The sequence below is a fragment of the Vibrio cionasavignyae genome (assembly GCF_050337155.1).
In the GTDB taxonomy this organism is placed as follows: Bacteria; Pseudomonadota; Gammaproteobacteria; order Enterobacterales; family Vibrionaceae; genus Vibrio; species Vibrio nomapromontoriensis.
In genome coordinates, this window is record NZ_JAKJSR010000020.1 from 106,268 (window position 1) to 121,824 (window position 15,557).

Annotated in this window: 11 protein-coding genes; 9 read left to right on the plus strand and 2 right to left on the minus strand. The window is 46.3% G+C overall.

The window, feature by feature from the left end; all coding sequences use genetic code 11:
• The first annotated feature begins 46 nt into the window (after positions 1–46).
• From L4D74_RS16395 to L4D74_RS16435, 9 genes are all read left to right on the plus strand, one after another.
• A complete protein-coding gene (locus tag L4D74_RS16395) occupies positions 47–1,033 on the plus strand; it encodes an ABC transporter permease (RefSeq protein ID WP_250617419.1) in 987 nt (328 codons plus the stop codon).
• 2 nt (positions 1,034–1,035) lie between these two features.
• A complete protein-coding gene (locus L4D74_RS16400; RefSeq protein ID WP_428753348.1) occupies positions 1,036–2,061 on the plus strand; it encodes an ABC transporter permease in 1,026 nt (341 codons plus the stop codon).
• Between the two features lie 2 nt (positions 2,062–2,063).
• Entirely contained in the window at positions 2,064–3,053 is a 990-nt protein-coding gene (locus L4D74_RS16405) for an ABC transporter ATP-binding protein (RefSeq protein WP_428753350.1), read from the plus strand.
• Between the two features lie 47 nt (positions 3,054–3,100).
• Complete coding sequence (locus tag L4D74_RS16410) at positions 3,101–4,093, plus strand: ABC transporter ATP-binding protein (RefSeq protein ID WP_265676554.1); 993 nt, start codon at positions 3,101–3,103, stop codon at positions 4,091–4,093.
• A gap of 68 nt (positions 4,094–4,161) precedes the next feature.
• Positions 4,162–5,889 (plus strand): glycoside hydrolase family 9 protein, encoded by a 1,728-nt coding sequence (locus L4D74_RS16415; RefSeq protein ID WP_428753352.1) that lies wholly within the window; start codon positions 4,162–4,164, stop codon positions 5,887–5,889.
• The gene (locus L4D74_RS16420) at positions 5,882–6,757 is read left to right on the plus strand and encodes a glucosamine kinase nucleotide-binding domain-containing protein (RefSeq protein ID WP_428753354.1); all 876 of its coding nucleotides are present in this window, start codon (positions 5,882–5,884) and stop codon (positions 6,755–6,757) included. Before L4D74_RS16415 ends, L4D74_RS16420 begins: the two co-directional genes overlap by 8 nt.
• Before the next feature lie 12 nt (positions 6,758–6,769).
• Positions 6,770–8,683: a beta-N-acetylhexosaminidase gene (locus L4D74_RS16425; protein ID WP_428753355.1), complete on the plus strand. Its 1,914-nt coding sequence runs from the start codon at positions 6,770–6,772 to the stop codon at positions 8,681–8,683.
• Between the two features lie 76 nt (positions 8,684–8,759).
• Positions 8,760–11,165, plus strand: a complete 2,406-nt coding sequence (locus tag L4D74_RS16430) for a glycoside hydrolase family 94 protein (RefSeq protein WP_428753357.1) — start codon at positions 8,760–8,762, stop codon at positions 11,163–11,165.
• A 59-nt stretch (positions 11,166–11,224) separates the two neighbouring features.
• Entirely contained in the window at positions 11,225–12,637 is a 1,413-nt protein-coding gene (locus tag L4D74_RS16435) for a phosphoglucomutase/phosphomannomutase family protein (RefSeq protein WP_428753358.1), read from the plus strand.
• A gap of 187 nt (positions 12,638–12,824) precedes the next feature.
• Here L4D74_RS16435 and L4D74_RS16440 read toward each other — a convergent pair whose 3' ends face one another.
• The gene (locus L4D74_RS16440; protein WP_428753360.1) at positions 12,825–13,856 is read right to left on the minus strand and encodes an ABC transporter ATP-binding protein; all 1,032 of its coding nucleotides are present in this window, start codon (positions 13,854–13,856) and stop codon (positions 12,825–12,827) included.
• Entirely contained in the window at positions 13,856–15,481 is a 1,626-nt protein-coding gene (locus L4D74_RS16445) for an ABC transporter permease (protein ID WP_428753361.1), read from the minus strand. Before L4D74_RS16445 ends, L4D74_RS16440 begins: the two co-directional genes overlap by 1 nt.
• Between the last annotated feature and the right edge of the window lie 76 nt (positions 15,482–15,557).

Sequence of the window (15,557 nt, forward strand, 5' to 3'; positions counted from 1 at the left end):
ACGGCAATACCAGCAACATTACTGCTGGGTTAACAAGGTGTAAGTTATGGGTTATTTTTTAAGACGATTGTCCTTTTATTGTATGGCGCTATTAGTCGCCGCCACTATCAACTTTATTATTCCACGCGCAATGCCAGGCGACCCCGTCACCATGATGTTTGCGCATACTACGGTACAAATTACACCAGAACGTATTGCCGCAATGAAAGAATTGCTTGGCTTCGTTGATGGTAACTATTTTGTTCAATACATCGCCTACATGAAGAACATTCTGAGCTGGGAGCTTGGCACCTCTGTACAATTTTTCCCATTATCAGTAAACAGCTTACTGGGCAGCGCATTTGGTTGGTCACTATTTCTAGCAGGCTGCGCAGTCGTGCTTTCTTTCTCTATTGGTTCAGTGCTTGGCATCTTCGCAGCGTGGAAACGTGGCAGTCGCTTCGATACGTTTATCACCCCTGGAATGCTGATTGTTCAGGCTATTCCTCAAGTCGTTATCGCGATGTTGGCATTGTTCATTTTCGCTATCGGTCTTAAGTGGTTCCCGACAGGTTACGCGTATACCGCTGGAACAACGCCAGACTGGACCAGCTGGACTTTCCTCAAAGACGTATTGTATCACGCAGTGTTACCACTGATTTGTGCGACGATCATTCAAATTGGCGGCTTCCTCGTCAATATGCGTAACAACATGATTAACCTTCTTAATGAAGACTACATCACCATGGCAAAAGGCAAAGGCCTGAGCGAAAACCGCGTGGTATTCAACTATGCCGCTCGCAACGCCATGCTACCCAGTGTCACCGCACTCTCCATGTCTTTAGGTATGGCACTCGGTGGGCAACTTATCATCGAAATTATTTTTAACTACCCAGGTTTAGGCAGTGTCATGCTAAACGCTATCCACGCTCGTGATTACCAAGTCCTTCAAGGTCAACTACTTATCATGACTCTATTTATGCTGTTCTTTAACCTTGTCGCCGATATGTTGTATGTCGTGCTTGACCCTCGCCTACGTAAAGGAGGCAAATAATCATGAAAGGATTTCTCTCTCTAGTGTGGCGAAATACCACCGCCCGTATCGGACTTGTCATCATCGGTCTATTTATCTTTCTTGCTGTCGCTGCGCCGCTTATTACTAAGCACGCTCCGGACAAGCGCACCGGCAATCCCCATGAGTACCCTGGATTTGTCGTCAAAATGGCACAAGCAAACCCAGATGGCTGGGTGGCAGAAAATCTTGCCGACAACCGTCGCTCGCTACTGATGTCTAAAAAAGCTGATCACACGCTAGGTACAACCCGTATGGGACGTGATGTATGGTCACAAGTCGTTTATGGCGCCCGCGTTTCTCTTATGGTGGGCTTTGGCGCAGGTCTTACGGTATGTATTTTAGCGACGATCATTGGTATCTCAGCAGGTTACTTTGGTGGCCGAGTTGATGATGTGTTAACCGCTGCCATGAACATTATGCTGGTGATCCCTCAATACCCATTACTGTTTGTTGTCGCAGCATTTATTGGTGAGGCGGGCCCGCTTACCATCTCCTTGGTCATTGGCTTTATGTCCTGGGCTTGGGGCGCAAGGGTAATACGCTCTCAAACCCTTTCCTTACGTGAAAAAGAGTTTGTTAAGGCAGCAGAAGTCTTAGGTGAGTCAAAGCTGCGCATTATTTTTGTTGAGTTACTACCAAACCTTATCTCTATTGTTGGCGCAAGCTTCATTGGCTCGGTCATGTACGCCATTTCTATGGAAGCCATCATCTCCTTCTTGGGTATGGGCGATCCGAATACCGTTAGCTGGGGCATCATGCTCTACAACGTACAAACGTCGTCGGCAATGCTGATTGGCGCTTGGTGGGAAATGCTTGCCCCTTGTTTTGCTCTTATCTTATTGGTCACAGGTCTTGCGTTACTTAACTTCGCTGTTGATGAAATTGCTAACCCTCAGCTTCGCTCTCACAAAGGGATGAAACGTTGGAAAAAGATGGTGAAAGAAGACAAAACTACTCGCGAGCCTGAACTACCACCACAAAATGCACTTTGGAGCGGAGACCGTTAATTATGTCTGAACCTTTAATTTCAATCCGCAACCTTTGCGTAGATTACATTACCGATGCTGGCGACGTCAGAGCCTGTAACAACGTCAGCTTTGATATCGCACCGGGAGAAGTCTTTGGCCTGGCGGGAGAATCTGGTTGTGGTAAATCCACCGTCGCCTTTTCACTGATGCGTTTACATAAGCCACCCGCATACATCAGCGGTGGCGAGGTTATCTTCAATGGTGAAGATATCCTTAAATACAGCGATGAACGTATGCAAGCGTTTCGCTGGAGTGAGATGTCCATGGTCTTTCAAAGTGCCATGAATGCATTAAACCCAGTACTCACGATTGAAGAGCAGTTCTGCGATGTCATCATGCGTCACACTAATATGACGCGTGAACAAGCGAAGAAACGTGCCGAAGGTCTATTAGAAATAGTGGATATTCACCCAAGTCGACTCAACGACTATCCACACCAATTTTCTGGCGGAATGCGTCAACGTCTAGTGATCGCTATCGCACTCGCACTCAATCCAAAGATGATCATTATGGATGAGCCAACGACGGCCCTTGATGTGGTCGTTCAGCGCGAGATCCTACAAAAGATCTACGCATTAAAAGAAGAATTTGGCTTCTCTATCTTGTTCATTACTCATGATATTTCCTTAATGGTCGAGTTCTCAGACCGCATCGGGATCATGTACTCCGGAGAGCTGATCGAAGTGGCGCCTTCTAAAGCTATTCTAGAGTCACCTTACCACCCGTATACCAAAGGGCTGGGAAGTTCATTTCCGCCATTAACCGGGCCAAAAACGAAGCTAACGGGCATTCCAGGCAACCCGCTAAACCTACTGGAAATCCCACAAGGGTGCCGCTTTCAGGCTCGTTGTGACCGTGTTCATGAAGCCTGTACTAAGGTGCCGACACAATTACGTCAAATTGAGTCCAACCGTTTCTCAAATTGCCATTTATACAATGAGCAAATAGCGGTAGCCGAAGTGTTGTCATAGACAACCACCAGTAAAACAGGACGTCACAATAAATTCTGGAGATGAATATGAGCAACTATGGTGAACTGCTAATTGAAGGCAACAATGTCGTAAAAGACTTCCCAATTAACAGTAATACGCTGTCTCAACCAATGATGCGCGCGATTAATGACGTGTCATTTAAAATGTATAAGAGCCGCGGTCTAGCCGTTGTAGGCGAGTCCGGCTCAGGTAAATCGACCACTGCGAAAATGATCGCAAAAATGTATGCGCCAAGTGGCGGCGAAATTAAATATCGCGGTCGAGATATTCAAGAGATTAAAAAACAAGCTGAGCTGACCCAGTATCGTCAGGGTGTACAAATGGTATGGCAAGACCCATTTGGGTCTCTTAATCCAACACACACCATTTTTCACCACATTGCGCGACCTTTGCTCATCCATAACAAAGTAAGCAAGCGCAATAAGAAAGAACTGGAAGAACGCATCTACGACTTACTGGAACAAGTTGGACTCATTCCAGCAAAAGAAACCGCGGCAAAATACCCCCATCAACTTTCTGGTGGACAGCGTCAACGTGTCAACCTTGCAAGAAACATCGCCATTGGCGCTGAAGTCGTCCTCGCGGATGAGCCAACCTCAATGTTGGATGTCTCTATTCGTGCGGGTGTTCTCAACCTAATGGAAGAGATGAAGTTCGAAAAGCAAATGTCACTGCTGTACATCACCCATGACATTGCAACGGCGCGATATATCGCTGAAGACATTTCCGTCATGTACGTTGGACATATGGTGGAATGGGGCGATACCGATGAAGTCATCGCAAACCCTCAGCATCCATATACACAATTGCTGGTATCAGCAGTACCCGATCCATCCAAGTCGATTCATGAAAAGCTGAAGGGTAATAAAGGCGATATTCCACTGTGGACACCACAGTCTGTTGGTTGCCCATTTGCTGGGCGCTGTACCCATGCCACCAGCCGCTGTAACGAAGCCCTACCAAGTGTGACTAAATTGGCAGAGAACCACTTCGTCCGTTGTTACCTTTACGAAAACTAATCAACGACAACTAATGAAACGCTCCCTCGCAAGAGGGAGTTGACTGACACCATTTGCTGGGATACATCATGCAACTTTTAACAAACCACATTGGTTATCAAGCAACCGGCTCCAAACGTGCGGTTGTCATGTCGCCAACGGCACTAACTGAGCTGAGTAATGCATTTCTGATCGATGCCAGTACTCATACCATCGTTTCAGAGCTGCCTCTCTCCGGTGGTGCGCAAATTGATGAATGGCATCAAGGTTACTTTTTTGACATTGATTTCAGTGAATGGACACAACCTGGCGAATATTATCTAAGCTACCAATCGGTTTGTTCCCATCGCTTTCAAATTGCACATCATCGCCTATTGGATCGCGCTTTTTCCGATATGATCCATTACTTCAAATCTCAACGTTGCAGCGGCAGTATTTTTGATAGCGCTGACCAAGCAGCAAAAGTGATTGGCAGTAACGAACGCGTTGATGTTCATGGCGGTTGGTATGACGCCTCTGGTGACGTAAGTAAGTACTTAAGTCATTTGTCCTACGCCAATTATCTCAATCCTCAACAAACCCCGATGGTGGTATGGAATCTATTAAAAGCAGATGACGTATTACATAGCTCTCTAGAACGCTCTTTTGTACAAGCTAGACTCCATGAGGAAGCACGTTACGGCGCTGAATTTTTACTGCGTATGCAGCACCCCGACGGTTACTTCTACATGACGGTATTTGATAAATGGAGCAAAGATACCGAACAACGCGAAATCTGCTCCTACGAAACTCAATTGGGCCACAAAAAATCCGACTATCAGGCTGGGTTTCGTCAAGGTGGGGGGATGGCTATTGCGGCATTAGCGAAAACAAGCCGGTTAGCCAACCTCTCTGCGGATGAAGCACAGCAATTTTTAACCGCAGCCGAATCAGGCTACGCGCACCTAAAAAAATTCAATACGCAGTACCTCAATGACTGCACTGAAAACATCATAGATGAGTACTGTGCACTGCTCGCCAGCGTCGAGCTTTATCGCTCTACCAAGCAAAGTCAGTACTTAAAAGAAGCAAGATACTGGGCCGATGCGCTAGCACAACGAGCGGCACACGATGAGCAGTTTACTTTCTATTGGTCGAGTAACGACGATGGATCTCGCCCTTATTATCACGCAGCTGAAGCGGGACTACCCGTTATCGCGCTCAATGAATACGTCGCAATTGAAGATGACTCTTCTCGCACTAAACGATTCATTGAGCTCATACACAAGGCTTGCCAATTCGAGCTTAGTATAACACAGCAGGTTTTTAACCCATTTGGCTATCCTCGCCAGTATGTAAAGCCCATTGATGATGCGAAACGCAGCGCATTCTTTGTGCCTCACAACAACGAAACCGGTTATTGGTGGCAAGGTGAAAATGCTCGACTCGCCTCGTTAGCCACGATGGCTCTCACCGTGCAACCTCTCCTTGATAGCTCGGTCTTGAAAGCCGAACTCGAAGATTATGCCGCTAGGGCGATGGATTGGATTTTGGGCTTCAACCCTTACGATATGTGCATGCTAGACGGGCATGGCCACAACAATCCCGATTATTTAACGGATCTTGGCTTTTTTAATGCTCATGGTGGGGTGTGTAATGGCATCACCGCAGGATTCGATAATGAATGCGACATTGCCTTTAATCCACTAAATCAAAAAGATGACATGCTGCAGAACTGGCGATGGGGCGAACAGTGGATCCCGCACGCAGCTTGGCTGCTGCTTGCTACCGCATTGACTCATAAGCACTACCAACAGAAGGAGACTTCCCATGCCTAAATTTATCGCCGGTATCGACGGTGGAGGCACCTCTTGTCGAGCACGAATCGTAAACGAACAGGGCGAGCTGATTGGTGAAGGAAAAAGTGGTAGCGCCAACATCATGCTCGGGGCTGATGTCGCGATGTCTGCGATCATCAAAGCACTCACCATCGCACTGACACAAAGTGGACTTAATCGAGATAGCCTGAAAAATCTCGACGTTGGGTTAGCACTTGCAGGTGCTGAGCATAAGTCGTCGTATCAAAAATTTACCGCCATCTCCCATCCTTTTGCCAGCATTACGCTCAACACCGATGCGTACGGTGCATGCTTAGGCGCACACCAAGGTCAAGATGGTGCCATCATGATTGCCGGTACTGGTTCTTGTGGGCTGCTACTCAAACAAGGCAAACAGTTTGTCGTAGGTGGTCGTGAGTTTCCAATTTCAGACCAAGGTGGCGGGGCGGTAATGGGACTGCGCCTTATTCAAGAAGTACTACTCATTCAAGATGGTATTCGTCCTACTTCTCCCCTAGCTGATTTAGTCATGACGCACTTTGAGCATGATGTAGACCGTATTGTTGAGTGGTCTAAGACCGCTCTTCCTTGTGATTATGGGCAATTTTCTCCCGCTATTTTCGACTATGCATTGCTTAACGAAAGATTAGGAAAATCATTACTGCAACAAACCGCAGATGACATTGAAATGTACTTAACGGCCTTGAATCAAAAAGGCGCACAGCATATTTGCCTGATGGGTAGCATTGCCCAACGTATCCATGAATGGTTATCACCCGCGGCTCAACGCTGGATTGTAGAACCAAAAGGTGACGCCATGGATGGGGCTCTGATGATGGCTGGACAAAGCCAGCATAATCTATATTAAAGGGAGGCGAGTATGGATTTTCGCGTCGATATTGCCGTACTAGACAGCCATAATAAAGGCAGTCGCTTTGGCTTAACATTGCATAATCTATCAGAGAAAAGTTACCCGCATTGGCGCCTTAGCTTTACCTTTGATCGCTATATTGATCCTGCCAGTGTTTCTGTCGGTCACATTACTCAAATTGGCAGTTTCTGTACGCTTGAGCTTGCCGACTCAGTGCTCTATTCCAACCACCATGTGTATATAGAGTTTTCTATCCTAACTGCGCCGTTTCGCTTCCTTTCTGATGGAATTAAAGAAGCGTATTTAGACACAGATTCACTATCAAGGGAAACGGTCAGTGTGTCACCTATCGTTCTTAAACATGCTTACGATAAACACACCGCTGTACCGAATGTCGTCGCACACAAACATCAGCTCATCCCTCATCCGGACAAGATCACCTTCACCGAGGGTCAATTTGAGCTAACTCGTTATAGCCAGATCTCATGGGATCATCCAGACAACAAAGACGCGGCTGCTTGGCTTCAAGAAGAAGTAGAGCGATTATTTGCGATAACACCTAAGTCGATTGGACAACAAGGTGTGCACTTTAAGCGTAGCCCTGTACTTGCCAGCGAAGAGTACAAACTCAATATCAACCATGACGGTGTCGTCATTGAAGCCACAGATACTGCTGGGTTTATCTATGGTGCAAGCACGCTACTGCAACTATGCGCCTTTGATGAAGATCGACAAACACTGTCAGTACCCTTTGTCTCCATACAAGATAAGCCGCGGTTTTCCTACCGTGGTGTGATGTTGGATAGTGCTCGCCACTTTCAGCCTATCAACGAAATTAAGCGCTTCATCAACTTGTTAGCACACTATAAGCTCAACACCTTTCATTGGCATCTAACTGATGATGAAGGGTGGCGCATCGAGATAAAAGCGCTCCCAGCACTAACTGAGATTGGCGCATGGCGTGGACCCGATGAAGTGATTGAGCCTCAATTTCACCATATTTCAGAAAAGTACGGTGGGTACTACTCTCAAAACGACATCAAAGAGGTGGTGGAGTTTGCCAGTGCACGTGGTATTCAAGTGATCCCTGAAATAGATATACCAGGTCATTGTCGCGCCGCGATCAAAGCCTTGCCACACCTGCTAGTAGACCATGAGGATAAATCCACCTATCGCAGCGTCCAGCACTATACAGATAACACCTTATCCCCAGGGATAGCCGGCACTTACCAATTTTTAGATACTGTGCTAGAAGAAGTCGCTGCACTCTTCCCTGCACCCTACCTTCATATTGGCGCAGATGAAGTTCCGCTAGGCTCTTGGGTCAATAGCCCAAGCTGTAAAAAGCTCATGCAAACCCATGACTATAACAGTGCCAAAGAACTACAAGGGCATTTACTGCGCTATGCAGAAGATAAGCTGCGCTCACTTGGCAAACGCATGTTAGGTTGGGAAGAAGCGCACTTTGGTAACAAAGTGAGTAAAGACACCATTATCTACTCTTGGTTAAGCGAAGAAGCGGCGATCAACTGTGCCAAAATGGGCTACGACGTCGTACTGCAACCAGGGCAAACCACCTATCTCGATATGGCTCAAGATTATGCGAGTGAAGAGCCTGGGGTCGATTGGGCGTCGGTCATCTCACTTGAGCAAGCTTACCAATACGAACCCTTATCTGACATCGCCCATGATGATCCCGTCAAGAAGCGAATTCTTGGCATGCAAGCCGCATTGTGGACAGAAATTATCACTCATCAAGACCGTTTAGACTATATGGTTTTCCCTCGCTTACTCGCGCTCGCTGAAACCGCTTGGTGTCGCGAACAGCGTAAAGATTACCCCTATTTTCTGGCAAGGCTAAAGTCCCACTTGACCTTGCTCGACAGGCAAAACATCCGGTATCGACACCCATGGTCTGAATAACAAACTCTCTGCAGAGACAGATTATAAATCGCGTACCTATCACTGAATAATTAGAAGTTTTTATAAGGAAATACTCATGCAATACGGCTACTTCGATAACGACAACCGTGAATATGTTATCACTCGTCCCGATGTTCCAGCCCCTTGGACTAATTATCTTGGTACAGAAAAATTCTGTACGGTAATTTCCCATAATGCTGGCGGTTACTCGTTTTACAATTCTCCAGAATACAATCGCGTGACTAAATTTCGCCCCAATGCGACGTTTGATAGGCCAGGACACTACGTTTACTTAAGGGATGATGAAACCGGTGACTATTGGTCTATCTCATGGCAGCCCGTTGCGAAAAGTTTAGAAGAAGCTCAATACGAGGTGCGTCATGGGCTTTCTTACTCAAAATTTAAATGTGATTACAACGGTATTGAAGCGACAAAAACGCTTTTCATTCCTAAAAGGGAAGATGCCGAAGTATGGGATGTGGTACTACGTAATACCAGCAATAAACCACGTACAATCAGCACCTTTTCTTTTGTAGAGTTCTCTTTTAGCCACATTGCTTCAGATAACCAGAATCATCAAATGTCGCTCTACTCTGCCGGAACTGAGTATCAAGATGGCGTGATCGAGTACGATCTTTTCTACAACACCAATGAGAAAGAAGGGTTCTACTATCTTGCTTCAACCTTCGAACCTGATAGCTACGATGGTCAACGAGACAGTTTCTTAGGCCTATACCGTGATGAATCAAACCCAATCGCCGTTGAGCGTGGACAGTGTTCAAACCATGTACAAACCTGCTACAACCATTGTGGCTCACTGCATAAGCAGTTCACCATCCAGCCCGGTCAAGAGGTTCGCTTTGCCTATGTCTTAGGTATTGGTAAAGGCAACGGCACTCGACTACGTGAAAAATACCAAGATCTGAATGAAGTCGATAAAGCCTTCGCAGAGATTAAAACGCACTGGGATGAACGCTGCGCGAAATTCCAAGTCACTTCTCCTAATGAAGGGCTTGATACCATGCTTAATGCTTGGACGTTATACCAAGCTGAAACATGCGTTGTTTGGTCGCGATTTGCTTCCTTTATTGAAGTTGGCGGACGTACCGGACTGGGTTACCGAGACACCGCTCAAGATGCAATGGCCGTCCCCCATTCAAACCCGGAGATGACCAAGAAACGCATTGTTGATTTACTTAGAGGCCAAGTGAAAGCAGGCTATGGTTTACACCTCTTTGATCCTGACTGGTTTGACCCTGACAAAGCCGATGTTGAACCGTCAAAGTCACCAACTGTGGTCCCTACGCCAAGTGATGAAGATAAGATCCATGGCATTGCAGACACCTGCTCAGACGATCATCTGTGGTTAATCCCAACCATTTGCCGTTACGTCATGGAAACCGGTGAAACTGAGTTCTTTAATGAAGTCATCCCTTATGCCGACGGTGGCGATGCGACCGTCTACGAACATATGAAAGCAGCGTTAGATTTCACCGATAAACATGTTGGCGCGACGGGTATTGCTAAAGGACTTCGAGCGGATTGGAACGACTGTTTAAACCTCGGCGGCGGTGAGTCTTCCATGGTGGCTTTCTTGCACTACTGGGCGTTGCAAGAGTTTGTCGACCTTGCCAATTATCTCGATAAACCTAGCGATGTCGCGTGCTATGAAGCGATGGCTAAAAAAGTTCAAGATGCTTGTGAAACTCACCTTTGGGATGAGGACGGTGGCTGGTACATCCGCGGTATCACCAAAAATGGTGACAAAGTCGGCACCAATGAGCAAACCGAAGGAAAGGTTCACTTAGAGTCAAATACTTGGGCGGTTGTCTCTGGCGCGGTTAGCGAAGAACGTGGTCAAAAGGCAATGGATGCCGTAGACGAATACCTATATTCCGATTACGGACTGCACCTCAACGCCCCATCTTTTGCTACGCCTAATGATGACATCGGTTTCGTGACTCGAGTCTATCAAGGCGTGAAAGAAAATGGCGCCATTTTTTCTCACCCGAATCCATGGGCTTGGGTAGCCGAAGCGAAATTAGGCCGCGGTGATCAAGCAATGAAATTCTACGACTCGCTTAACCCGTACAATCAAAACAACAATATCGAAACCCGTATCACTGAACCCTACTCATATGTGCAATTTGTCATGGGACGCGATCATCAAGATCACGGCCGTGCCAACCATCCTTGGCTGACTGGTACCTCAGGGTGGGCATACTATGCCGCGACTAACTACATATTAGGCGTTCGCCTCAGCTTTGAAGGGCTCATTGTCGACCCGTGTATTCCAACAGACTGGCCTAGTTTTGAGGTCACAAGAGAGTGGCGTGATGCCACCTATCACATCACTGTTGAGAACCCACACAACGTGAGTAAAGGGGTAAAATCTATGACCCTCAATGGCGAGAAAATGACCGGAGCAGTTGCCCCTCAACAACCGGGATCCACCAACCACATCCATGTGGTACTTGGCTAATTCCCACCTCAAGGACGAACTATCAATACGAGCTCTTCGGAGCTCGTTAGGAGAGAATTATGATTAAATTTGGTACGGGTGGTTGGCGCGCATTTATTGGCGAGGAATTTACCCGAGATAACGTCAGGATTGTGGCTCAAGCTTTAGCAAATATTATTAACCACGAAGGGGTAGCGAATAAAGGTTTCGTCATTGGTTACGACCGACGTTTTTTATCAGACAAAGCGGGTCAGTGGTTTGCCGAAGTACTCGCAGGAAATGATATCCCGGTTAGCTTCATCAATAAATTTGTACCAACCCCGATCGTCATGTATCAGGCTAAGCACATGGGCTGCGCCTATTCAGCTTGCATCACCGCCTCTCACAACCCCGCCGATTACAATGGCGTGAAAGTGTTTATTGAAGGTGGCCGAGATGCTGATGAGATCATCACAGAAAAGATCGAATCTCAGATCGCCACGTTAACGGCAGATCAAATCCAACGTCTCGACTTTGATATCGCAGTGCAACAACACAAGATCATTGAGATCAACCCAATGAATCAGTTTGTTGATTCAATCATCGATCTCATCGATATTGACGCGATCAAAAAAGCCAACTTACGAGTGCTCATCGATCCTATGTTCGGTGTGGCTAAGAACGCCCTACAAACGGTATTAATCAACGGTCGATGCGATGTTGATGTGATTAACGATGGTAAAAATCCAGACTTCGGTGGCTTAATGCCATCCCCTAATGCCGCTACACTCTATCGCTTGAAGCACCTTGTTGCCGCTGAAGGCTATGATATCGGTATCGGTACCGATGGTGATGCCGATCGACTAGGCATCATTGATGAAAAAGGTAACTTCATTCATCCCAATGAAGTCTTGATGCTGTTGTACTACTACTTACTTGAGTATAAAGGTTGGACTGGCTCGGTAGTTCGAAATATTGCAACCACTCATCTACTCGACAAGATCGCCGCGCATTATGGACAAAAGGCCTTTGAGGTTCCCGTAGGCTTTAAGCACATTAGTGCCCAAATGGAAGCTGACGACTCACTTATTGGTGGGGAAAGCTCGGGCGGTTTAACCATTAGAGGCCACATTAAAGGTAAAGATGGCGTGTTCGCTTCAAGCTTACTGGTAGAGATGCTGAGCGTCACCGGAAAAAAACTTTCCGAGCTTCTCAATGAAATTTACAGTCAATATGGCTATGCCTATACCGCTGAGGGCGACTGTACCTTCAAGGCCTCACAAAAAGATAGCCTGTACCATAAACTCTATATCGAAAAACAGCTGCCAGAATTTGATTACGACATTGATAAAGTGAGCTACGCCGATGGCGCTAAGGTTTACTTTAAAAATGGTGGCTGGGTCATTGCTCGCTTCTCAGGAACAGAGCCTCTATTGCGTATTTTTTGTGAGATGGAAGATAAAGAACAAGCAGAATATGTTCTTCAACAGATGAAAGGCTTTTTGTCGTTGTAGTCTCTGTTACCTTTCTCCTTGCTTCCTGTTATAAGGACCTGCCTTACCAAATGATGGGCTAGCAAGGAACTCCCTATAGGTGGAGAACATCTTTGCCCGATGAATATTCATCGGGCTTTTTTTGAATGGTACTAAAAGCATTCCTTCCCATATTAATCACAATGAGCAGCCGTATGAGTGTCATCACTTAACTAAAAGCCACAATCCCTTGGGATTCAACACTCACTGCCACACTTTGACCGACATTCAATGCTTCCATTGACGTCGCTAGTACTCGTGTGCCTTTTATATCCACCACATAACGGCAGTGGTCACCCATGAACTGCTGCTCTACAACATGAATGCTACTTTGCTCAGAAGAGGACAATTGGATCTGTTGCGGTCGAACCAACAACTGACACTTTGCACCTTCCGCAATGAAAGTACAGGATGTCGCAGCAATCTGCCCTATCACCGTATCAAACGTAGAGCTCGTGATATGCGTAGCTTCAAGATAGCTGCCTCCCCCTAAGAAATCGGCAACAAACTTACTCGATGGACAAAAATAAAGCTCTGATGCACTGCCATACTGCTCGATAACGCCTGCATTCATCACCGCCATTTTATCAGCAAACGCGAAAGCCTCTTCGCGGCTGTGAGTCACAAAGATAGCGGTGATACCCTGCTTCTTAAATATTTTACGGATCTCACGAATCAATTCATGACGGACTTGAGTATCGATATTTGAGAACGGCTCGTCGAGAAGAAGTAGATCGGGTTTATACGCTAAGCTTCTTGCTATCGCCACGCGCTGCTGTTGACCACCGGAGAGTTGATGCGGGTATCGGGCTTTAAACGCTTTGAGGTGAACAAGAGAAAGCGCCTCATCAACAATTGAATCTTGTTGCTCTTTCGGTTGCCCCTTGAGTCCAAACGCGACATTTTCTGCCACAGTAAGATGCGGGAATAACGCATAATCTTGGAAGATCATACCAATATTACGCTGCTCTGGCGGTAACCATGTTCTACCATCATCAATGACTTTTTCATTTAACGTCATTAACCCGCCAGATAAAGGCAGCAAGCCAGCAATCGCTTTTAATAATGTTGTCTTGCCGCAGCCACTCGCGCCAAGCAAGCAAACAATCTCTCCTTGATTCACTTGCAGCGACAACGCTTCCAACACCATTTGAGAGTCATATTGGCAAGAAAGGTTTTCAATAGATAACGCAGTCGTCATTAGTGGGGTTGCTCCAAAGATCGGTTAACTATGATGAGAGGGATAAGTCCAACCAAGACTAATAAAACCGCTGGCATAGCCGCCAACTCTAAATGCTCATCAGAGGCAAAGTTATAGACATAAGTCGCTAACGTTTCGAAATTAAACGGTCGTAATAACAGCGCCGCATTGAGCTCTTTCATCGACTCAATAAACACCAAAAGACCGGCTATCAAAATCCCACGTTTAATCAAAGGAAAGTGCACGCGTGCCAACATCTGATTTTGCTTACAGCCCATGGTGCGAGACGCCATATCTAGTGAAGGCGACACCTTGCTTAAACTGGTTTCGATACTGCCAATCGCTACCGCTGAAAAGCGCACAACCATAGCAAAAATAATCGCAAACATAGAGCCAGAGAACAGCAGGCCTGGACGCTTCCACTCCATCCAAACAGCAAAATCATTAATCGCATGATCCATAAATAACACAGGAACCATGACACCAATGGCTAATACTGTTCCCGGAACGGCATAGCCTAATGAACTGGCTCTCATGAAAATTTGGCTAGATGTATTGGACGCCAAACGACGATAAAAATTCACCACTATTGCGATGGCCACCGCAATCACAGCTGCAATGATAGAAACCTTTAGGCTGTTCATTGCGTAAGTTTGAAATTCAGGTGTCCAGCTTTGAGCAAAATACTTATAAGCGTAAATAACCAGCTGGCCTAGTGGGAAAATAAAGGCAATCGCCACCAACCCCCAGCACCAAGCAACAGCAAACCATTTTTTCCAACCTTTAAGCTCATAGCGAAAGTCTTCATGACTATTATATTGGCTTTGAAACAGCTTTTGACGACGTCGACTGTATCGCTCGGCCCCCAATAGCAGCACAATAACCATCATCATTAATGCGGATATTTTGGCGGCAGCACTTAAGCTAGAATAACCAAGCCACGTATCATAGACCGCTGTCGTGAGGGTATTCACAGCAAAATAACTGACGGTACCAAAGTCCCCGATGGTTTCCATCGCCACCAGCGACAAACCGACGGCAATCGAAGGGCGAGCCAATGGTAGGGAAATACGCCAAAAGCTTTCAAACGGCGTACATTTCAGCAACCGAGCAGACTGTAACAAAGAGACGTTTTGTTCCATAAATGCCGCACGGCACAGAAGATACACATACGGATAAAGAACGAGTGACAACACCACTGTCGCGCCACCAACGGTACGAATATCAGGGAACCAATAATCGCCTACGCCCCATTCAAATACGTTTCTTAACCAGATTTGAATTGGACCAGCAAAGTCAAACCAATCGGTAAAAATATAGCCAATAATATAGCCAGGCATTGCGAGGGGAAGAACCAGTGCCCATTGCAGTACTTTTTCTGATGGTAGCTTACACATGGCCATAAACCACGCGCTAGGCACACCAAGAATCAGAGAAAGTATCAGTACACCGACAACAAGAAGCACAGTATTGATGGTGTAAGTGGGCATCACCGTATTTATTAGGTGCGAGAAGATGTCACTTGTTTCACCAAGTGCTGTATAGAAGATCGCTAAAATAGGCAAAACCAGTAGCAGAGTTAACACTCCACTACTGGTTTTCCAAACTGCATTTTTTTCTTTCATTGCCTAAACATACATCAGGCGACACGAAGTCGAGACGTTCAGTAACCGGAATTCAATAAGGGGCATTATACCCCTT

Coding starts and splice junctions, on each gene's coding strand:
- L4D74_RS16425 (WP_428753355.1), top strand. CDS start 6,770: ATGGATTTTCGCGTCGATATTGCCGTACTAGACAGCCATAATAAAGGC.
- L4D74_RS16440 (WP_428753360.1), bottom strand. CDS start 13,856: ATGACGACTGCGTTATCTATTGAAAACCTTTCTTGCCAATATGACTCT.
- L4D74_RS16430 (WP_428753357.1), top strand. CDS start 8,760: ATGCAATACGGCTACTTCGATAACGACAACCGTGAATATGTTATCACT.
- L4D74_RS16400 (WP_428753348.1), top strand. CDS start 1,036: ATGAAAGGATTTCTCTCTCTAGTGTGGCGAAATACCACCGCCCGTATC.
- L4D74_RS16395 (WP_250617419.1), top strand. CDS start 47: ATGGGTTATTTTTTAAGACGATTGTCCTTTTATTGTATGGCGCTATTA.
- L4D74_RS16420 (WP_428753354.1), top strand. CDS start 5,882: ATGCCTAAATTTATCGCCGGTATCGACGGTGGAGGCACCTCTTGTCGA.
- L4D74_RS16445 (WP_428753361.1), bottom strand. CDS start 15,481: ATGAAAGAAAAAAATGCAGTTTGGAAAACCAGTAGTGGAGTGTTAACT.
- L4D74_RS16435 (WP_428753358.1), top strand. CDS start 11,225: ATGATTAAATTTGGTACGGGTGGTTGGCGCGCATTTATTGGCGAGGAA.
- L4D74_RS16410 (WP_265676554.1), top strand. CDS start 3,101: ATGAGCAACTATGGTGAACTGCTAATTGAAGGCAACAATGTCGTAAAA.
- L4D74_RS16415 (WP_428753352.1), top strand. CDS start 4,162: ATGCAACTTTTAACAAACCACATTGGTTATCAAGCAACCGGCTCCAAA.
- L4D74_RS16405 (WP_428753350.1), top strand. CDS start 2,064: ATGTCTGAACCTTTAATTTCAATCCGCAACCTTTGCGTAGATTACATT.